The organism is Marinomonas aquiplantarum (assembly GCF_003314975.1).
GTDB classification, from domain to species: domain Bacteria; phylum Pseudomonadota; class Gammaproteobacteria; order Pseudomonadales; family Marinomonadaceae; genus Marinomonas; species Marinomonas aquiplantarum.
This window is the reverse complement of record NZ_QNRF01000008.1, coordinates 40,942-61,561: the sequence shown is the minus strand read 5'-3', so window position 1 is coordinate 61,561 and position 20,620 is coordinate 40,942. Positions and strand designations below refer to the sequence as shown.

The window sequence follows — 20,620 nt, the reverse complement described above, 5'->3', positions numbered from 1 at the left end:
CGATAACCTATCTTACTTTGCTCTAATCCCTCTAAATCAATGTAAGGAACAATGTATGGATAGCTTTTTTATTCGAGGCCATATTCAGGCTGCAACCACACACTAACCATCTGTCACACATAGTTTTTTGCTTCAGTAACGTCGGGAAATTAGAGCAACAATACATCCAGCTATGCACAAACCCATTAGTACGAAGAACAAACCTTGACTGCCGTTCAAATCAATAGCGTAAGCGAAAATCGGTGAGCCAATAGTCGCACCTAAATTACCAAGTTGTGCTATTGAACCATTTCCCATTGCCTGCTCCGACTCTGTTTTTGAAAGGGCGGGAATTAGGGCAAAGGAAGCTCCTTGGACAACGCCCGAAATAACAAGCAACAGTAAAGCACTAAACAAAAAAAATAGTGAAAAACCCTCAAAACTGATAACAAAATATGCCATTAGAGTAACGCCGACATATGCAATAAATATTAAATTTTGAGGACGCAAAAGGTATTGAGATAAAAACCCAGATAGAAAAGTACCTGCGATGCTACATAATGGAAGCAATATAAAAAGCAAGTTTTTTTCTGAGTTATTAGAAGCCAACCTAGGTATAAATGTTAATAATGCAACAAACATAGTGGTATGAAATAGAAAAATTAGTCCAGGTAAAAAAGTCCTAGGGTTCAAATAAACCTGCACTGTCTGGTTTAGTAAACTAAGAAAATTCAGTTTGTTACACCCTGATTCATTAGCCGTTATCAATTTAGATGAAAATAAGAAATAAAAAACTAGAGGAAGTGATAAAAAAGCATGAGCAATAAAAATACCAGACACACCATATATTATAAGGATTTCACCTCCTAGCCATCCTGTAATAGCAAAAGCCACTCCAAAAAAAGTCCCCCACAACCCCATTACTAAAGAATGATGGTTTTGCGTCGAACTCCGGAGCATAAGAGTTGGGGCTGCAACAATTAGACCGAGGTGCGATAAACCTTCTATTACTCTAGTGGTTAATAATAAATAATAAGAAGGAAGCATTGATTGGATAAATGATAGTAATCCTCCTATTAGCAAAGACCCAATGAGAACTTTCTGATACCCTATATAACCAGAAAGTACCCCTGCCACAACACCAAATAACAAACCTATAAATCCAACCACAGATAACATGATCCCCATAGAGGAACTGTCAACGTTATAAATAATGAGTAATTGATCGTAAGAAATAGAAAGTTTTGCAAACTGCATTGCTGCAAAAACACCGACAAACCATAGAATAATTACATCAATCCATTTTGTCTTTTCTAATTCAACCTCTCCAATTTCTGAAATAGCACTCATAATACCCTCAACACTCTTGGAAAATGGGAAAAGTCTCTATATTTTTTAAAGTCTGTATAGGAAGTATCAAAAAAAGAATGCATCTCAGATTTAGGTGTTAATATATCCATCGAAACGGTAAACAGACCCAAATTTGACAAAGTGCAACCAGAAGAGTGACTTAGAATTCGCCTTACCCCCCTCATCACTTGAACCTCCATATTCATCTTTTTAATAGAGAGCCAATAAAAAGATAAGGTAGATAGCCTATTTACTCCTTAGCCAGCTAGCTCTATATTCACTTAGAGTACAGATAACACCATTGCTTGGATAGAAATCAGTAAAGTCTTTTAGCATTTAAGTGCAGGTAACAAGTACGACATTACTTGTCAATCGATAGATAAATAACGGAATAAGATCACAAAAGCAATGTCTCTAAGGTTAGAGACTATGGTATTGACTAGTTAAACAGAAGGATATTAAAAAGGCGAGTCACTGTTGTTGAACAGCACTCGCACAAAGGTTTACCTCAAGACTTATTTCAAACACTAGGGAAGACTAATCTGTAAGATCTTTCGGTAATAAAGCTCTTGGAATGTTCTGGTAACACACAGGTCTCAGGAAACGGCGGATCGACAAGGTACCGACAGAGGTAGCGCCAAAGTTTGTTGACGCAGGGTATGGACCACCGTGAACCATGGTGTCACTGACCTCAACACCGGTTGGAAAACCATTCGCCAACACTCGCCCCGCTTTTCGTTCCAACACAGGCATAAGTTTCTGACACACCCCATAATCTCCTTGATCAAGATGAAGCGTGCAAGTTAGCTGCCCCTCCAAATGACGAGCCAACTCAACCATATGCTCAACACTGTCCGCCAATACGACCAAACCTAGCGGGCCAAACACTTCTTGATGCAAGGTCGGATTGTCCAGCCAAGCTTGCCCTGACACCACGAACAAATTTGGTCGTGCTGTACGGTCTTCGGTATCGGCTGTGCGTAGAACCGACGTGACATCCGCATTCTCTATCGCCGCGACACCTGAACGGTAAGCACTGGCAATGCCATCGGTTAACATGGTTTGCGCAGACACTTCCGACAAAGCCGCACTCGCGGCAGTTATCATGGCTTTCGAATCGGCGTTATCTAGCATCACCGCAATACCGGGATTCGTACAAAACTGCCCCACTCCCATTGTCAGTGAACTTGCCCAACCTTGGCCCAATTCTTCCGCTCGGTTTTTGAGCGCTTCAGGCATAACAAACATGGGGTTAACGGACCCCAATTCACCAAAGAAAGGAATTGGCTCAGGACGTGCTGCACACAAATCAAAGAGCGCACGACCTCCCGCTAAACTACCGGTAAAGCCAACTGCTTTAATCAAAGGATGCTGAACCAAAGCTTGCCCTGCGGCAAAGCCATCTCCCTGTATAAATGAAAATACGCCCGCTGGCATATTGCATTTTTGAATGGCTGCGTCGATTGCTTGTGCCACGACTTCCCCAGTCCCTGGGTGCGCCGGATGGCCTTTTACCACCACAGTGCAACCCGCGGCTAATGCGGCGGCGGTATCGCCACCCGCCGTCGAAAAAGCCAATGGAAAGTTGGACGCACCGAATACCGCCACAGGACCTATTGGTCGCTGTATCATGTGCAATTCAGGACGAGGTAACGGCTCACGATCCGCTAACGCCCCATCAAAGCGGTAGTCCAAATACTCACCCGATAATATGTGGCTTGCGAACAATCTTAATTGCGCTACGGTACGGCCACGTTCACCTTGTAATCTGGCCTCTGGCAAACCGGTTTCTTGTACGCCAATCTCTGTAATGCTATCGCCACGAGCCTCTATTTCATCAGCGATGGTATTTAAAAAATTCGCTCTTTCTTGACGAGAAGAATAACCATAAAGTTCAAAAGCTGCTTCCGCCGCCTTTACCGCCATCTCTACATCGGCTGCTCGCGCAAGATAAAATGAATGTGAAGGTCCACTCGCAGGATTAGATGAAAACGTGTCTTCGCTTTTCACCCACTTCCCAGCGATAAAGTGTTGTCCGGTTAACATGCTGACTCCTTATTAATTATGACGAGATAGTTTGCAGATCTTGTTAATGACTGTCTTTCGGAACCGCTGCACCACGACAACCTTTCAAAAAATCAAAGTCAGCCCCGGTATCGGCGCCTTGGACATGATCATGGAACAATTTAATATAGCCACTTTTAGGGGCCTCAAGATGTGTTTTCCAGTTGGCTAAGCGAGTCGCCATTTCATCATCCGTGATGTCTACTCGCAAACAACGACGCTCTACATCCAACTCGATCATGTCACCATTTTTCACCACGGCTAACGGACCACCCGCAGCGGCCTCCGGCGTAGTATGCAACACCACAGTGCCATAAGCGGTGCCTGACATCCGCGCATCCGAAATCCTCACCATGTCTTTAATGCCTTTGCGTAAGATTTTGGGCGGCAGGCCCATATTGCCCACTTCGGCCATACCTGGGTAACCCTTCGGGCCACAATTTTTCAGCACCATCACGCAATGCTCGTCTATGTCTAAGGCTTCGTCATTGATCTTGGCTTTATAATCATCAATGTCTTCAAACACCACCGCCCGTCCGCGATGCTGTAATAAATGCGCCGAGGCCGCTGAGGGTTTAAGCACGGCCCCCTGAGGCGCAAGATTACCTTTTAGCACCACGATACCGCCTTTTTGAGTTAAGGCTTTTTCAACCGGTAAAATAACATCCTCATTCCAGTTACGAACCTCTTTAACCTCGTTCCAAATCGATTCACCCGAGACAGTAAGCGCATTTTTATGAAGCTTTCCAGCTTCGGCTAGATGCTTAATCACCACAGGCAATCCGCCCGCGTAGAAAAACTCTTCCATCAAATATTTCCCTGACGGCATGAGATTCACTATGGTGGCAATGTCCTGACCCAACTTATCCCAGTCATCTAAATTCAGATCAACACCCACGCGGCCCGCAATGGCTAATAAATGAATCACCGCATTGGTTGACCCGCCAATGGCGCCATTGATGCGAATGGCATTTTCGAATGCCTGTCTTGTTAACACGTCCGACGGTTTCAGATCGTCTTTCACCATATCGACGATTCGACGCCCAGTAAGGTGTGCCATAACCCGACGACGACTGTCTACAGCCGGAATCGCTGCATTTCCTGACAGCGCCATGCCCAATGCTTCGGCCATCGATGCCATGGTACTGGCGGTCCCCATCGTATTACAGGAACCCGCAGAGCGAGACATGGATTGCTCTGCTTCTAAAAAGTCTTCCTGAGTCATATTGCCCGCTTTGATGTCCTCTGACATCTGCCACAAGGCGGTACCTGAGCCAACCCGCTCACCTCGGAAGTAACCGTTGAGCATCGGGCCACCAGAGACAACAATCGCTGGAATGTCTACACTGCATGCGCCCATCAATAACGCGGGCGTTGTTTTATCGCAACCCGCCAGCAAAACAACGCCATCCAAAGGATTCGCTCGTAACGCTTCCTCAACATCCATGGCCGCCATATTCCGATACATCATGGCAGTCGGCCTAAGCGAGCTCTCCCCAACGGAAAAAACAGGGAACTCTAATGGCAAACCACCAGCCTCATAAATGCCATGCTTTACTCGATCGGCAAGTTCTCTAAGGTGTGCATTACAAGGTGTTAATTGCGACCAGGTGTTACAAATACCAATCACTGGGCGACCATCAAATAAATCAGCAGGCAAGCCTTGGTTTTTCATCCAACTGCGATGATAAATATGATCTCGAGACGTACCGCCGAACCATTCGGTGGAACGTAATTTTCGCGGCCATGGTTTGGGAACAAAGACCTTTTTTGATGACTCCGTCATACCCAACCTCCATCAACAATGAAATTCTGCGCCGAGCACATGACAGCCGCATTCGACCCCAAAAATAGCGCCATATTCGCCACATGCTCTGGTAACACCTTGCCAGCCAAACATTGGCTTTGCTTGATCTTTTCTTCGGCCGCATCGTCCACCCACAAACGCAGCTGCTTTTCCGTCATCACCCAACCCGGAACCAAGGTATTGACGCGAATACCAGCGGCGCCAAGGTCACGAGCTAATGAGCGAGTTAACCCATGCATGGCGGCCTTACTCGTGCCATAGGTTGGATACCCTGCGGTGGCCATCATCCAACCAACAGAACCAAAATTGACAATAGAACCCCCGCCAAGCTCTTTCATCATGGGGGCGACGGTTTGAGCCGCAAACATGGCATGCTTTATGTTTACCCCCACCAATTCGTCAAAACGCTCTTCCGTCAGCGACGCTAAAGAGTGACGAACATCATTGGCCGCATTATTAAGTAAAATACTAATAGGTCCGAAGGCGTCTGCTGCATTGCGAATTTTGCTCTGATAATCTTTGATATTAGTAATGTCACATACTTCAAAGCGCACACTGTGACCGTCCTTCAACAAGCGCTCTGCCAGCTGACATCCCGCTTTTTCATCCAAATCCACAAACGCTGTTTTTGCCCCTTGTTTTGCATAGGCTTCCACAATCGCCGCGCCGATGCCCGTCGCGCCACCCGAAACAAACACGGAACGGTCTTTTAAATCTGGGTAAATGGCACTCTGTAGCCTATTCATAAAGCACTCACTTCTGTCGATAATGGCGTGGCCTCAGAGAACGTATTACGCAATGGCAAACCGAAGGTCGGCGAGACAATCTCAAAGACATCCCCTTCGCGAGCTTGAATGCCATCCGCAAAAGATAGGGTCGCCGTGCCAAACATATGCACGTGCAGATCCCCTGGCTGACGGAAAATGGCATACTTAAAATGATGATGTTCAAGGTTCTTAAAGGTGTGCGACATATTGTCTTCACCCGACACAAAACCCTTTTCCCAAAGGATGGTTTCACCTCGCTCTATTCGAGAATGCCCTTCAATGTACTTGGGTAGCTCACCAACCAACAACTCTGGACCAAACGCCGCTGGGCGTAATTTTGAATGCGCTAAATAGAGATAATTCTGACGCTCCGTCACATGATCCGAAAACTCATTGGCCAATGTATAGCCGAGTCGATGCACTTTCCCATCCTCACCAATGAGGTAAAAGCCCGCGATTTCAGGTTCTTCCCCTCCATCCAAGGCAAAAGAAGGCGACGGTATCGCCTCTCCGGGTGCCATCACACCCGCCCCATTACCTTTATAAAACCATTCAGGCTGAACACCTTCTTGACCTTCTGTGGGTTTGCCCCCTTCTACGCCCATTTGAAAAATCTTCATCGAGTCCGTTAGCTCTTCACTTTTCGCATGCATGGCGTTACGAGTGGAGGCCGAACCTAAATGCGTTAGACCGGTTCCCGTCAAATACATGTGTGCCGGATCCGGATGACGTACAGGGCAATCAAGCTGGTTACTCTGTCCCAATTCGGCTAAATCCACGTGCTCACCCAGCCCGTGCTGTTTAATCACGGATGCCAATGTGACGTTCTGTTTAATGGCTTCCTGCGCCAACTCGTACACACTCAAAGCGTGCTTGACGAGACGCGCTTCCTGCCCTTCACGACACACCACGCCACCTTGTTTTATTTGCGATAAAAACAACATAATTGACTCCTTAGCGTGCTTTTTGTTTGTTGTAGACGTCAAAGACCACTGCCGCGAGCAAGACCAAACCTTTAATGACTTGCTGCCAATCAATGCCTATCCCCAAAATAGACATGCCGTTATTCATGACCCCCATGATAAAGGCACCAATCACAGCACCAATCACTTTACCCACGCCCCCCGTCATTGAGGCGCCACCAATGAAGACGGCAGCAATGACATCTAACTCAAAGGCAAAACCGGCCTTTGGCGTTGCAGTATTCAGGCGTGCCGCAAAAATAAGCCCAGCCAGCGCCGCCAACATCCCCATATTGGCAAAGGTCAAAAAGGTCAGACGCTCAGTATTAATACCCGACAGTTTGGCCGCCTTCACATTACCGCCTAGGGCATAAATACGACGCCCAATGGTTGTGCTGTTGGTGACGAAGGTATAAATGGCGATTAGAACCGCCATAGTGATCAACACATTTGGCAGTCCACGATAAGTGCTCAGTAAGTACGACAAATAGATAATCGCCACAGCAATTAAGGCATTCTTAACTAGGAAAAACGAAAACGGCTCGTCTTGAATGCCATACTTTAAAGATTGAGCACGGCTACGTGCGGCCAAAAACACAATGGCACTGGCCGCTAAAATACCAAGCACTAAGGCCGTCACATTGGGGCGACCGATTCCAAACACATCAGGAATGAAGCCAGTACTCAATAGCTGAAAGCTCTTCGGAAAAGGTCCCACCGATTGCCCTTCCAATAAAGCTAGGGTCAACCCACGAAACACCAACATACCCGCCAAAGTGACAATGAAAGCGGGAATCTTCCAATAGGCAATCCAATACCCCTGTAAGCCGCCAATAATGAGCCCAACCAAAAGACAAACAGGCACCACAACCACGGTTGGCAAGCCGTAATTGACCGACATGACCGCCGCCAATGCGCCAATGAACCCAACAACCGACCCCACAGACAGATCAATATGACCCGCCACAATCACCAATAACATGCCAATGGCCATAATGATGATGTAACTATTTTGTAGAAATAAATTGGTTAAGTTCACCGGCCGCATCAAGGTGCCATCGGTTAAAAACTCAAACATCGCCATGATCACCACGAGCGCAATTAACATCCCATAATCTCGCACATGTGTTTTTAAATAATGAGTAACAGAAGGTGCCGCTTGCACCGACGAAGTCGTTTCTTTTGTTGTTGTCATGGTTCTTGCTCCTGTTACGCTTTCACTATCATTGACATGATTTTTTCTTGGCTGGCATCGGCTTGCTCTAACTCACCCACAAAACGGCCTTCGTTCATCACATAAATACGATCACACATGCCAAGCAACTCTGGCATCTCGGAAGAAATCATCACCACGCCTTTGCCATCATCGGCCAGCTGATTGATGATGCTATAGATTTCAAATTTGGCACCGACATCGATGCCACGAGTCGGTTCATCCAGAATGAGGACATCAGGTTGTGAGTACAGCCATTTGCTCAACACCACTTTTTGCTGATTACCACCGGATAAATTCATGACTTTTTGAAACACACTAGGGGTTCGAATATTCAAGGCTTTTCGGTAGTCTTCTGACACTTGACGCTCTATGTTTTCATCAATGACACCCCGTGAAGAAACGCCATTCAGATTCGCCAACGTGGTGTTAATTTGAATGGTTTCCTCTAAAATCAAGCCAAGCTCTTTGCGGTCTTCAGTCACATACGCCAAACCACTTTTTATGGCATTGGGCACCGTCGATAAGTCCGCAATGTCACCTCGTAATGTCACTTCCCCTTGGATATTTTTACCGTAGCTCTGACCAAACAAACTCATTGCTAACTCTGTACGACCTGAACCCATTAACCCAGCAATACCAACCACTTCACCGGCACGAACATGAAAACTAATATCATGGATAATCTGTCGATCTAACGCGTCTGGATGCCAAACATTCCAAGCCTCTACTGCCATCAGCATTTTGCCGGGATGGCTGTCATCGGACGCTTTGTCTCGGGTGGGATAGCGATGCGCCATGTCTCGGCCTACCATGTCGCGAATAATATCCTCTTCACTAATGGCCTGAGCATGACAATCTAAGGTGGATACTGACTGACCATCACGAATCACCGTAATGCTGTCAGCAACCCGACTGATTTCATTGAGTTTGTGGGTAATTAGAATGGAAGAGATACCTTGCGCTTTGAATTCCAACAATAGGTCCAATAGCTTGGCACTGTCGTTTTCTTGCAATGCTGATGTGGGCTCATCCAAAATCAGCAATTTCACATCCTTAGCCAATGCCTTAGCGATCTCAACTAATTGCTGTTTGCCCACACCTAATTGACCAAGCAAGGTGGAAGGAGACTCTTTTAATCCGACTTTTTCTAGTAGCGCTAGGGTTCGGGCATAGGTTTTCGGCCAGTTAATCACGCCGTTATCAAGATTCTCATTGCCTAAAAATAAATTCTCAGCAATCGACAACAGCGGCACCAAAGCCAACTCTTGATGAATGATAATAATGCCTTTCTCTTCGCTGTCCGTTATCCCTGAAAACCGAGCGGTCTCATTGTTAAACAGAATGTCGCCGTCATAACTTCCGTATGGATATACGCCACTCAGCACTTTCATCAGCGTCGATTTGCCTGCACCATTCTCCCCTACCAAGGCGTGAATTTCGCCTTCACGTACTTTCAGGTTCACTGAGTCGAGAGCTTTTACGCCAGGAAAGGTCTTGGTAATGCCGCGCATTTCCAAAATGATATTTTCCATAAAACATCCCATCAGCTGGACGCGTTATTCGCAAAAAAGCTTTCGCTAGCAACGCATCCGCTTCGTTATTATTGTTAATTAGGACAATAGAAACACTTTGTACTAAGTCACACGCCAACCAATGCCCGACCAAGCTAGACCTCTTGATTCAGTACTATAAGGCATTGGTTAACCGTGTCTTCGAGCCAGTTATTCGACTTGAGACTTAGTGTAATAACCACTGCCGAGCAGCACATCTTGCCAGTTAGACTTGTCCACTGTGACAGGCTCCAGCAAATAGCTGGGTATAACTTTAATGCCGTTATCATAAGTTTCGGTATCATTGATTTCTGGCTTGGTATCACTTAATACCGCTTGAACCATGCCAACAGTTACATTGGCCAACTCACGCGTGTCTTTAAAGATGGTCGAATATTGTTCACCTGCAACAATGGACTTAACCGATGGCACTTCTGCATCTTGTCCCGTCACGATCGGCATCACCATATCGCCAGAACCATAACCTACGCCTTTGAGCGAAGACAAAATGCCGATAGAAATGCCGTCATAGGGCGATAAAATGCCATCAATACGCTGCGTGGTATAATGCGCTGACAATAAATTATCCATGCGTGCTTGTGCGGTCGCGCCATCCCAACGCAAGGTACCTACTTTATCCATTCCCATTTGACCAGATACAATTTTCACCTTGCCTGCGTCTATCATTGGCTGAAGCACAGACATCGCACCGTTGTAAAAAAAGTAAGCGTTGTTATCGTCTGGAGAACCACCAAACAATTCCACGTTATATGGACCACTACCACGCTTTTCCATACCACTAACCAAAGACTTGGCTTGCAGTACACCCACTTTGAAATTATCAAACGTGGCGTAATAACTTACATAAGGACTGTTCTTGATCAGGCGATCATAGGAAATCACCTTGATACCTGCTGCATCAGCGTTTTCTAACGCATTCGATAAGGTGGTGCCATCAATCGCCGCGATGACCAAGACATCAACGCCTTTGACAATCATATTTTCAATTTGAGAAAGTTGATTCGGTATTTCATCTTCCGCGTATTGCAGGTCCACTTTATAGCCTGCATCTTTGAAGAGGGTAACCATAGAGTTGCCATCTGTGATCCAGCGGGCGGAAGATTTCGTTGGCATCGCGATACCAACGTAGCCATTCGCGGCAAAGGTACTGGCAGAGCTGAGTAGCGTCGCACCAAACGCCAATCCAATCATGGTCTGTTTTAGGTAGTTCATTAGCTTCTCCTGTTGCGGCCAAATAAGCTCGACAGAAAGCAAGCTCAGTTAGCCTATAGAGTTATTATGATTATTTTGTCTAGCCAATCAGGTTTTAAAACCTACTCAGCAGCGTAGGTAAATTAGACATACCATTCAAATAGAAATAATGATCAGAGACATACCAGAATTGATATGTTTTTTCCCTAAATACACGAAAAGCCAGCAATTCAAAGCTGCGCAGTGTAAACAAATTTCGTATGATGTAAGCCCCTTTTGGTACGCCGTTCATTTAGAAGGAATGTATGGAATTTATTTGGATTTTATTCGCTTTTGTTTGTGGGCTTGCGGTGAAACTGGTCAATTTGCCACCTTTGATTGGTTTCCTATTGGCTGGTTTCTTACTCAATTATCTAGGCATTCAACCAAGTAGCATTCTGGATTCTCTCGCCAATGTGGGCATTACTCTGATGTTGTTTAGCATCGGGCTTAAGTTGCACGTAAAAGACCTATTAAAGCGTGAAGTTTGGGCGTCGACATTAAGTCATATGGGGGTGTGGACGATATTATTCGGTGGCCTTGGTCTGCTCTTTGCCATGCTGAGCATGCCATTTTTTGACCTGTTGAACCTACAGACAGCAGCCTTAATCGGATTTGCTTTGAGTTTCTCGAGTACAGTGTGTGTGATGAAGCTGCTCGAAGAGAGCGGCGAACTCAAAACCCGTCACGGCCAGCTAGCACTTGGCATTTTAGTTATGCAGGACATAGTCGCAGTGGTGTTTCTGGTGGCCGCCACCGGACACATACCTTCGCTTTGGGCCTTGGGTCTATTCGGCCTAATTCTAGTTCGCCCTTTGATCAACAAGCTGGTCGACCAAGCGGGTCACGGTGAGATGCTGCCATTAACTGGTCTTTTCCTTGCTTTGGGTGGCTATGAGTTATTCTATCTGGTCGGTGTCAAAGGTGATCTAGGCGCATTAATCTTCGGCATTCTATTAGCTTCACATGCTAAAGCCTCTGAAATGAACAAGTCTTTAATGAACTTTAAAGATCTCTTTTTAATAGGCTTTTTTCTTTCCATTGGTTTCACTGCGTTGCCCACACTGAGCATGATTGGCATCAGCCTCATCATCACCTTGGTGATTTTAGCCAAATTTGCTCTCTTCTTTGCTTTACTCACAAAATTGAAGTTGCGCGGACGCACATCGTTTTTATCCGCTTTAATCTTATCGAATTACAGCGAGTTCGGTCTGATTGTCGTGGCCTTAAGTGTTTCCAATGGCTGGTTGAACAAAGAATGGTTGGTGATTTTGGCGCTGGCCGTGTCTTTTTCGTTTGTTATCACCAGTATCATTTATCGCCAATCCCATCGACTGTATCGAAAAAATAAAGATGCGATTCGCCAATTTGAAAGCCCCGACTGCTTGCCTGTGGATGTCTTTAGTCAACCCAAAGACGCACAAATACTCATCGTCGGCTTAGGGCGAGTAGGACGTGGGGCGTTTGAATCGCTCAAAAACCTAGTAGGAAGCGGTGTGGCAGGCATGGATGCAGATCGGATTCGTATTCAACGCATGCAAGAAGCCAATGAAAACGTCTTTTACGGAGATGGTGAAGATGCCGACTTATGGGAACGACTGGATACTTCCGATATTCAGCTCATCATGCTGGCGTTGCCGATTGCTGAAGACAGTACCAATATCGCAATTCAGTTACGTAAAGCAAACTATCAAGGACAAATTGCCGCCATTGCCCGCTACCAAGATGAACGTGACGAACTGCTCGCCGCAGGCATAGACAATGTCTTCAACTTCTATACCGAAGCAGGTACTGGCTTCGCGGAAGAAAGTTTGGGATTAATTAGACCGAAGAAAGACTCTTCAGCGACCTAGTACTTAACGGTAAAACGGTCTAATAAAAATACAGTTCCGGTACCATGAAAATGACACCGTTTTTTAAAACAGAAAAGACCATACTGAGGAGTACCATTCCTTTAAAGTAATATAAAGCTCATCTGTATTTTCTTGATGGGGTGAAATACAGAGATAGTAGTTCTGTTGATTGTATTCTTTAAAAATAATCCAATCTCCAGTTAACTTCTTTGAACGACTCCTTTGCTGATAAGCATCTGATGTTAACAAATTAGTTAGCATCGAAGCTTTCTTCTCGTTTGAACATTCCAAACCCATAATTCTTCGGTAAGCACGATCATAGCCTTTGCTTGGAACAAGGGAGTCTGTAATTTTTCCAGCGACATTGTGTAAGAGCATGTTTATAGGTATATGGCTTGCGTTGAAGTAATGCTTATGAGAAAAGCCTCTCAACCTACCGCTAGAAAACTTAGTTTCTTTCTTTCTTTGTTCGACTAAAGCCACCACCTCTATCTAAACTATGAATCTCTCGAGCTATATGCATCGGATTACCAGCTCCTGAATGCAAGTATTCAATCAGTTGAAATGTTAATAAATGACCTATAACTCCATTTTTTTAGATCTTTAAGGCCTAAATGCTCCAAAAATGAATCTTCGTCTATCTGAACTTTTTCTTGCATAACACCGTACCTTAGGGTCTAAAATCTGCACCCCTTAAAATAACAAACTATTTACTCTTAGCCTTATATCCCTTGACTAGCTCATGCATATTGAAGCTCATAAGGCTGCACATTTAACGTAACTTTGTGCTCTCTAACTGACCACAAATCATAGGCATTTTGTAATTTAAGCCAATGATCTGCTGAGGGTTTTTTAAAAGCCAACTCAAGGCGTAAGGCCATTTCAGGCGTTATAGCACCTCTACCATTTAATACTTTAGATAATGTCTTTCGGCTGATATTAAGATGTTCAGAAACATCCGTTATGGTTAATTCCATCGGCTCAATAATGAGCTCTTTTAAGATCTCTCCCGGATGAGCGGGGTTGTGCATACTCATTAGTGATAATCCTCGTAATTCACAATTTCAGCATCTCGGCCATCAAATCGGAAGGTGACTCGCCAGTTACCGTTTACCATAACAGACCAAATTCCATCTCGATTGCCAGAAAGCATATGAAGTTTCAAACCAGGAAGATCCATATCATCTATATTCTCAGCTTGATCAAGGTTTGAAAGAATCAACTTTAAGCGATTCTTGTGCCTAACTTGAATGCCTGCAGTGCTTCCCGTTTTGTAAAAACGTTCAAGGCCTTTATGTTTGAAAGTTTTAATCATTACCAAACTGTAACCATATAGGTTACATCTTAGAAATTGTTTTTTTTATGAAAATTTGTAATTACGATAGTCAAACATTATTTATCAAGAGTTCTGCTTTCCACCTCTCCTAACCGAGCCTTAACGGCTTCGGCTTTTTCTGTTAACTCAGAGTACAAGCGTATGTCGCCGCCACGCTGAGCCTGCATGGCTTTTTCAAGCAATTCGCCATACTCTTTGTTGAGCTTTTTCTTTGGATCGGCTTTCAAGAAACTAAACATACTCATCCTCTTTGTGCGTCGTTTTAGTAGATACGAAGCTCTTTTTATTTTAGATGTGTTACGCCATAAAAAATGCCAACTTAAACGAATTAAGTTGGCATTTTATATCAATCCATCAGCAACACTCAGCTTCAACTCAGTGTGTTTCTGGATACTTATACGTCTAGGTAGTCCATGATGCCTTCAGCCGCTTTACGACCTTCATCAATGGCGGTTACGACTAGATCAGAACCGCGAACCATATCCCCACCCGCGAAGATTTTTTCATTGGTCGTCTGGAACATGAACTGACCTTTTTTCGGTGCAAGTACACGACCACGAGAATCGGTTTCGATACCAAATTTCTCGAACCAAGGTGCTGGGCTCGCTTGGAAACCAAAGGCGACCAAGACCGTATCCGCTGGAATGATCTGCTCACTGCCTTCAATGATTTCAGCACTGCGGCGACCGTTTTCGTCTGGTTCGCCCATCTGAGTTTCAACAACCTTGATGCCTTCTACTTTACCATCGCCAATGATTTCCACCGGCTGACGGTTAAAGAGGAACTGCACGCCTTCTTCTTTTGCGTTAGTCACTTCTTTACGTGAGCCAGGCATGTTTTCACGGTCACGACGGTAGGCACAGGTAACGCTCTTCGCACCTTGACGGATAGCCGTACGGTTACAGTCCATCGCAGTATCACCACCACCCAATACGACAACCTTCTTACCTTTCAGGTTGATGTAATCTGCTTCGTCTTCTTCCAACTCTAAGCAGTGATTCACATTAGAAACCAAATAATCCAAAGCATCATAGACACCAGGCAGGTCTTCACCCGGGAATCCACCTTTCATGTATTTATAAGTACCCATGCCTAAAAAGACCGCATCGTACTCTTCTAATACATGTTCAAACGGCACATCGTCACCAACGGACGTACCCAATACGAATTCCACGCCCATTTCTTCAAACACTTCACGGCGACGAGTCATGACGCTCTTTTCAAGCTTGAACTCAGGAATACCAAAGGTCAGCAAACCACCGATTTCAGGGTATTTATCGAATACTACCGGCTTGATACCGTTACGCACTAACACGTCAGCACAGGCTAATCCGGCAGGACCAGCACCTACAATCGCAACCGTCTTATTCACCGGCACGACTTTTGACATATCTGGACGCCAGCCTAAAGCAAACGCGGTATCGGTAATGTATTTTTCAACCGAACCAATGGTCACCGCACCAAAACCGCCCTCACCCAGTGTACAAGCACCTTCACAAAGACGATCTTGTGGACACACACGACCACAGACTTCAGGTAGAGAGTTCGTTTGGTGGCTTAATTCAGCAGCCTCCAATATGTTGCCTTCACTTACCAATTTCAGCCAATTTGGAATGTAGTTGTGAACAGGACATTTCCATTCACAGTATGGGTTACCACATTCTAGGCAACGGTGAGCCTGATCTTTTGCGTTTGGCTCTTCAAACGGTTTATAAATTTCGACGAACTGAGCCTTACGAGTGATTAAAGGCTTCTTCTTTGGATCCTGACGATCAACTTCGACGAATTGAAATGCATTGTTCAAGCGCTCAGACATAAGCTGCTATCTCCTGTGGCCGCTTGCTCGCAAGCGGCACTTCTCTCAAATGGGTCAAATCAAATTCATTCACGGCACGTCGCACAAAAAATGACGTGCCATGACAGCGTGTTTTATTCTGGACGTTGACGAGTACTGGCCAACAACGCCCCTAAACTCGCGGCTTTCGGTTTTACCAGCCAGAATTTGCCAATGTAGTCATAGAAATTCTCTAGAATTTCTTTACCCCACTCGCTGTCAGTTTCACGAACATACTCTTCGATTACAGAACGAAGGTGCGAACGATATTCTTCTGTTAATTCCGTACCAATGCGGTGAATTTCCACCAATTCATGGTTGTACTTATCAACAAAGGTGCGGTCCATATCCAGAACGTAAGCAAAGCCACCTGTCATACCGGCACCAAAGTTGTATCCAGTATTACCAAGTACCGTGACCATACCGCCCGTCATGTATTCACAACAGTGATCACCTGCGCCTTCGATAACCGTATGAGTACCTGAGTTACGCACAGCAAAACGCTCACCAGCGGTTCCTGCGGCGAATAATTTACCGCCTGTTGCGCCGTACAAACAGGTGTTACCGATAATGGCCGAATCTTGCGACTCAAACATCGAACCACGAGGTGGGCGAATAACCAACTTACCGCCAGTCATGCCTTTACCAACGTAATCGTTAGCATCACCTTCTAAGTACATATTCAGGCCACCAGCATTCCAGACACCGAAACTTTGTCCTGCCGTACCTTTCAGTTTTAAGGTCAACGGTGTATCTGCCATGCCTTGGTTGCCATAGCGTTTGGCAATTTCACCAGACAAACGAGCACCGATAGAACGGTCACAGTTGGTCACATCAAAGGCGAATTCACCACCTTCTTTTTCTTCAACGACGTCTTTCACGGTATCCCACATTTTCAGCGCCAATAGGCCTTTATCATGTGGCGGGTTCAACGGTACTTCACAGTACTGAGGCTTGTCCGCTGGAATCGCGTCATTGTTCAAAATCGGAGACAAGTCTAGATTTCGTTGTTTCTCCGTTTCACCTGGTAACAGGCTCAACAAATCCGTACGACCGATTAAGTCTTGTAGGTTTGAAACACCCAATTTTGCTAGCCATAAGCGTGTATCTTCGGCCATAAAGCGGAAGAAATTCTTGATCATTTCCACGGTGCCAAGGAAGTGGTCATCACGCAGTTTTTGATCCTGAGTCGCCACACCGGTAGCACAGTTGTTCAAGTGACAAATACGCAAGAACTTACAACCCATAGCGACCATTGGTGTCGTACCGAAACCAAAGCTTTCAGCACCAAGGATAGCGGCTTTTACGACATCCAAACCGGTTTTCAAACCACCATCTGTTTGTAGACGAATCTTGCCACGCAAATCATTGGCACGAAGGGCTTGTTGCGCTTCCGCCAAGCCAAGCTCCCAAGGCGAACCCGCATGACGAATCGAGGTAATCGGAGACGCTGCCGTACCACCGTCATAACCAGAAATGGTGATCAAATCCGCATAGGCTTTCGCTACACCGGCGGCAATCGTGCCCACACCCGGTTCAGAAACCAACTTCACAGACACCAAGGCTTCGGGGTTAACTTGTTTCAAGTCGAAAATCAGCTGAGCCAAATCTTCGATCGAATAAATATCATGGTGTGGCGGCGGTGAAATCAAAGTCACACCCGGAACGGCATAACGCAAACGAGCAATCAAGCCATTTACTTTACCACCAGGTAGCTGACCACCTTCACCCGGTTTCGCACCTTGCGCTACCTTAATTTGCAGCACTTCAGCATTGACCAAGTATTCCGGTGTGACACCAAAACGACCAGACGCAATTTGTTTGATTTTTGAGCGACGTTCTGTACCGTGACGAGCAGGATCTTCACCACCCTCACCTGAGTTGGAACGACAACCTAACTCATTCATCGCTTGTGCTAAAGCTTCATGCGCCTCTGGTGACAAGGCACCAAGCGACATACCGGCCGAATCAAAACGCGGTAAAATGCTTTCAATCGGCTCAACCTGATCCAATTCAATTGGCGTGGCCTTATCTGAAATAGCAAACAAGTCTCGCAACATAGAGGCTGGGCGACTGTTTACTAATTCTGTGTACTTAGTAAAGTCAGCAAAATTACCACTGCCTACCGCTGTTTGTAGGTTACGCACCACATCTGGATTAAACGCATGATATTCCGCATCGTGTACGTATTTTAGGTAACCGCCTTGCTGAATCGGCTTACGAAGTTTCCAGGCGTTATTCGCCACGGACGCTTGTTCACGTTGGAAATCAATGAAGTTTGCGCCTTCGATGCGACTCGCAACCCCTTTGAAACATAGGTCAATAACATCTTTTGCCAAGCCAACAGCTTCGAACAATTGCGCACCACGGTAAGATGCCATGGTTGAAATCCCCATCTTAGATAGGATTTTCATCAGGCCTTTGTTAATGCCCTTACGGTATTTCGCATGACAAGCAATGGGGTCACCCAAGACTTCGCCTTTATCAATCATATCGTTAATCAAACGGTATGATAGGTATGGGTAAACCGCTGTCGCACCAAAACCTAACAACACAGCAAATTGATGAGGATCACGAGCAAAGCCCGTATCCGCAATGATGTTGGAATCACAACGCAAACCCACTTTAGTTAAGTGGTGGTGAACCGCACCGACTGCCATTGGTGCAGGAATTGGCAAACGATTCTTAGCCAAATCACGATCCGTTAGCACAAGAATCACTGCGCCATCGCGCACTTCTTGTTCGGCTTTTAATTGCAAAGCCTTGATGGATTCTTCTAACGACGCTTCAGCAGGATCATAGTTCGTGTCCAAGCGTACTAGACGGAATCTGTGATCGTTCATCGCCAACAGACGACTGAACTTACGAGGTGACAACAGTGGCGACGATAAAATAATACGATTCGCGTGCTTCGGTGTTTCTTCAAACAGATTACGTTCAACACCAACACAGGTTTCCAACGACATGACAATGGATTCACGCAATGGATCTATCGGTGGATTGGTCACCTGAGCAAACTTCTGACGGAAGTAATCACTGACTGGACGAGTCTGACTCGACATCACCGCCATAGGCGTATCATCCCCCATCGAACCGACGGCTTCATGACCACTTTCAGCCAACGGACGGAAGATCTGTTCACGCTCCTCAAAAGAGACTTGGAACATCTTCTGATAAGTCGTCATTTCATCTTTGGTGAAAGGTTCGAATTCCTGAGACGACTCCACCAAAATGGTTTCGATTCGAATGGCTTCTTGCTTCAACCATTTTTTGTATGGGTGTAAAGCCTTTAGACGATTGTCGATATCGTCTGTATGCAGCACTTTACCCGTTTGCGTGTCCACCACCAGCATCTGACCTGGTCCAACACGGCCTTTCGCCACCACGTCTTCTGACTTGTAGTCATAAGTACCGATTTCAGACGCCAAGGTGATGAAACCATTTTTCGTGATCACCCAACGAGAAGGACGCAAACCATTACGGTCCAACATACAGATAGCATGACGACCATCGGTCATTACCAAACCTGCTGGGCCATCCCATGGTTCCATGTGCATCGAGTTGTACTCGTAAAAAGCACGTAATTCTGGATCCATGTTTTCAACGTTTTGCCATGCAGGTGGAATAATCAAACGCGCTGCGCGGAAGATGTCCATGCCACCAGTGACGAGAATTTCCAACATGTTATCCATAGAGGAAGAGTCAGACCCCGTCAGGTTAACCAAAGGCTGCAAATCTTGTAATTCAGGGATCAAGGGAGAGCGCAGTTTACTACCACGGGCCAATGCCCAGTTACGGTTACCTTCAATGGTGTTGATCTCACCATTGTGCGCCAACATACGGAAAGGCTGTGCCAACGGCCAACGAGGTAGAGTATTGGTCGAGAAACGTTGGTGGAAAACACAAATAGCGGTTTTCAGTTTTTCGTTACCTAGGTCTTTGTAAAAAGACGGTAGGTCAACAGGCATCATCAAGCCTTTATAAGACAAAACCTTGTCAGATAAAGAACAGATGTAAAAATTCTCATACTGCGCCAACGCAATTTCGGCTTGACGACGAGCGACAAACAAACGAGTTGCAAAGGTACGAGCATCCATACGATTGCTATCAATAAAGACTTGCTCAATACGCGGTAAGCAATCTAATGCAATGCTACCCAGACAAGAGGGATCCGTTGGCACTTCACGCCAACCCACGACCTTCAGACCTTGCTCTTCTAGTTCTTTCGTTACACGAACACGTTGCTCTTCTGCTAGTGCCAGGTCCTGATCTAAAAAGACCATACCAATGCCGTACAAATCCGAAAGCGTATGGTTAAACAAGGTCGCCGCTTCTGCACGTAAAAACGCATCAGGCTTTTGAATCAATAGGCCACAACCGTCGCCCGTTTTCCCATCAGCAGCGATACCGCCGCGGTGCGTCATACATGTCAAAGATTCAATGGCGGTTTTTAGCAGTTCATGACTGGTACTGCCTTCCATATGCGCAATTAAGCCGAAGCCGCAGTTGTCTTTGAACTCGCCAGGACGATAAAGGCCTGCATTCATACACCAACTCCCACAGTTGAAACATAAAAAAAAATAAGATGTCGAATCGTCTATCTGGTGGCGGGGTTAAAAGTGATTCTATTATTAGAAAAGTGTTTTGATAA

At 45.6% G+C, this 20,620-nt stretch carries 15 protein-coding genes; 1 reads left to right on the top strand and 14 read right to left on the bottom strand.

Annotated elements, in window-relative coordinates; all coding sequences use genetic code 11:
- Positions 1-132: 132 nt before the first annotated feature.
- The 8 genes from DFP76_RS14200 to chvE form a co-directional block, all read right to left on the bottom strand.
- Complete coding sequence (locus DFP76_RS14200) at positions 133-1,329, bottom strand: MFS transporter (protein ID WP_113875279.1); 1,197 nt, start codon at positions 1,327-1,329, stop codon at positions 133-135.
- Positions 1,330-1,866: 537 nt separating this feature from the next.
- Positions 1,867-3,375, bottom strand: a complete 1,509-nt coding sequence (locus tag DFP76_RS14195; RefSeq protein ID WP_113875278.1) for an aldehyde dehydrogenase (NADP(+)) — start codon at positions 3,373-3,375, stop codon at positions 1,867-1,869.
- 43 nt (positions 3,376-3,418) lie between these two features.
- Positions 3,419-5,179, bottom strand: coding sequence for an L-arabinonate dehydratase (gene araD / locus DFP76_RS14190; protein ID WP_113875277.1), 1,761 nt, complete (start codon positions 5,177-5,179; stop codon positions 3,419-3,421).
- Positions 5,176-5,946, bottom strand: coding sequence for an SDR family NAD(P)-dependent oxidoreductase (locus tag DFP76_RS14185; protein ID WP_113875276.1), 771 nt, complete (start codon positions 5,944-5,946; stop codon positions 5,176-5,178). The genes araD and DFP76_RS14185 overlap by 4 nt, the downstream gene beginning before the upstream one ends.
- Positions 5,943-6,911 (bottom strand): AraD1 family protein, encoded by a 969-nt coding sequence (araD1, locus tag DFP76_RS14180; protein ID WP_113875275.1) that lies wholly within the window; start codon positions 6,909-6,911, stop codon positions 5,943-5,945. Before araD1 ends, DFP76_RS14185 begins: the two co-directional genes overlap by 4 nt.
- Positions 6,912-6,921: 10 nt before the next feature.
- Positions 6,922-8,124: a multiple monosaccharide ABC transporter permease gene (gene mmsB, locus DFP76_RS14175; RefSeq protein WP_113875274.1), complete on the bottom strand. Its 1,203-nt coding sequence runs from the start codon at positions 8,122-8,124 to the stop codon at positions 6,922-6,924.
- A 14-nt stretch (positions 8,125-8,138) separates the two neighbouring features.
- Complete coding sequence (mmsA, locus tag DFP76_RS14170; RefSeq protein ID WP_113875273.1) at positions 8,139-9,677, bottom strand: multiple monosaccharide ABC transporter ATP-binding protein; 1,539 nt, start codon at positions 9,675-9,677, stop codon at positions 8,139-8,141.
- A 189-nt stretch (positions 9,678-9,866) separates the two neighbouring features.
- Positions 9,867-10,928, bottom strand: a complete 1,062-nt coding sequence (gene chvE / locus DFP76_RS14165) for a multiple monosaccharide ABC transporter substrate-binding protein (protein ID WP_113875272.1) — start codon at positions 10,926-10,928, stop codon at positions 9,867-9,869.
- A gap of 284 nt (positions 10,929-11,212) precedes the next feature.
- Here chvE and DFP76_RS14160 point away from each other — a divergent pair, with 284 nt between their 5' ends.
- Positions 11,213-12,799, top strand: a complete 1,587-nt coding sequence (locus tag DFP76_RS14160) for a cation:proton antiporter family protein (protein WP_113875271.1) — start codon at positions 11,213-11,215, stop codon at positions 12,797-12,799.
- Between the two features lie 63 nt (positions 12,800-12,862).
- Here the strand turns inward: DFP76_RS14160 and DFP76_RS14155 are convergent, their stop codons facing one another.
- From DFP76_RS14155 to gltB, 6 genes are all read right to left on the bottom strand, one after another.
- Positions 12,863-13,282: a hypothetical protein gene (locus DFP76_RS14155; protein ID WP_113875270.1), complete on the bottom strand. Its 420-nt coding sequence runs from the start codon at positions 13,280-13,282 to the stop codon at positions 12,863-12,865.
- Between the two features lie 257 nt (positions 13,283-13,539).
- Positions 13,540-13,836: a HigA family addiction module antitoxin gene (locus DFP76_RS14150; RefSeq protein ID WP_113875269.1), complete on the bottom strand. Its 297-nt coding sequence runs from the start codon at positions 13,834-13,836 to the stop codon at positions 13,540-13,542.
- Complete coding sequence (locus tag DFP76_RS14145; RefSeq protein WP_113875268.1) at positions 13,836-14,114, bottom strand: type II toxin-antitoxin system RelE/ParE family toxin; 279 nt, start codon at positions 14,112-14,114, stop codon at positions 13,836-13,838. Before DFP76_RS14145 ends, DFP76_RS14150 begins: the two co-directional genes overlap by 1 nt.
- A gap of 77 nt (positions 14,115-14,191) precedes the next feature.
- Complete coding sequence (locus DFP76_RS14140; protein WP_113875267.1) at positions 14,192-14,374, bottom strand: DUF6435 family protein; 183 nt, start codon at positions 14,372-14,374, stop codon at positions 14,192-14,194.
- Between the two features lie 155 nt (positions 14,375-14,529).
- A complete protein-coding gene (locus DFP76_RS14135; RefSeq protein WP_113875266.1) occupies positions 14,530-15,951 on the bottom strand; it encodes an FAD-dependent oxidoreductase in 1,422 nt (473 codons plus the stop codon).
- Positions 15,952-16,064: 113 nt separating this feature from the next.
- Positions 16,065-20,516 (bottom strand): glutamate synthase large subunit, encoded by a 4,452-nt coding sequence (gltB, locus tag DFP76_RS14130; RefSeq protein ID WP_113875265.1) that lies wholly within the window; start codon positions 20,514-20,516, stop codon positions 16,065-16,067.
- Positions 20,517-20,620 lie beyond the last annotated feature (104 nt).

Bases quoted from the DNA above. Each gene is read 5' to 3' on its own strand.
- mmsA (WP_113875273.1), bottom strand. From the start codon at position 9,677: ATGGAAAATATCATTTTGGAAATGCGCGGCATTACCAAGACCTTTCCT.
- DFP76_RS14150 (WP_113875269.1), bottom strand. From the start codon at position 13,836: ATGAGTATGCACAACCCCGCTCATCCGGGAGAGATCTTAAAAGAGCTC.
- DFP76_RS14160 (WP_113875271.1), top strand. From the start codon at position 11,213: ATGGAATTTATTTGGATTTTATTCGCTTTTGTTTGTGGGCTTGCGGTG.
- DFP76_RS14185 (WP_113875276.1), bottom strand. From the start codon at position 5,946: ATGAATAGGCTACAGAGTGCCATTTACCCAGATTTAAAAGACCGTTCC.
- gltB (WP_113875265.1), bottom strand. From the start codon at position 20,516: ATGAATGCAGGCCTTTATCGTCCTGGCGAGTTCAAAGACAACTGCGGC.
- araD (WP_113875277.1), bottom strand. From the start codon at position 5,179: ATGACGGAGTCATCAAAAAAGGTCTTTGTTCCCAAACCATGGCCGCGA.
- araD1 (WP_113875275.1), bottom strand. From the start codon at position 6,911: ATGTTGTTTTTATCGCAAATAAAACAAGGTGGCGTGGTGTGTCGTGAA.
- mmsB (WP_113875274.1), bottom strand. From the start codon at position 8,124: ATGACAACAACAAAAGAAACGACTTCGTCGGTGCAAGCGGCACCTTCT.
- DFP76_RS14135 (WP_113875266.1), bottom strand. From the start codon at position 15,951: ATGTCTGAGCGCTTGAACAATGCATTTCAATTCGTCGAAGTTGATCGT.
- DFP76_RS14145 (WP_113875268.1), bottom strand. From the start codon at position 14,114: ATGATTAAAACTTTCAAACATAAAGGCCTTGAACGTTTTTACAAAACG.
- chvE (WP_113875272.1), bottom strand. From the start codon at position 10,928: ATGAACTACCTAAAACAGACCATGATTGGATTGGCGTTTGGTGCGACG.
- DFP76_RS14200 (WP_113875279.1), bottom strand. From the start codon at position 1,329: ATGAGTGCTATTTCAGAAATTGGAGAGGTTGAATTAGAAAAGACAAAA.
- DFP76_RS14195 (WP_113875278.1), bottom strand. From the start codon at position 3,375: ATGTTAACCGGACAACACTTTATCGCTGGGAAGTGGGTGAAAAGCGAA.
- DFP76_RS14140 (WP_113875267.1), bottom strand. From the start codon at position 14,374: ATGTTTAGTTTCTTGAAAGCCGATCCAAAGAAAAAGCTCAACAAAGAG.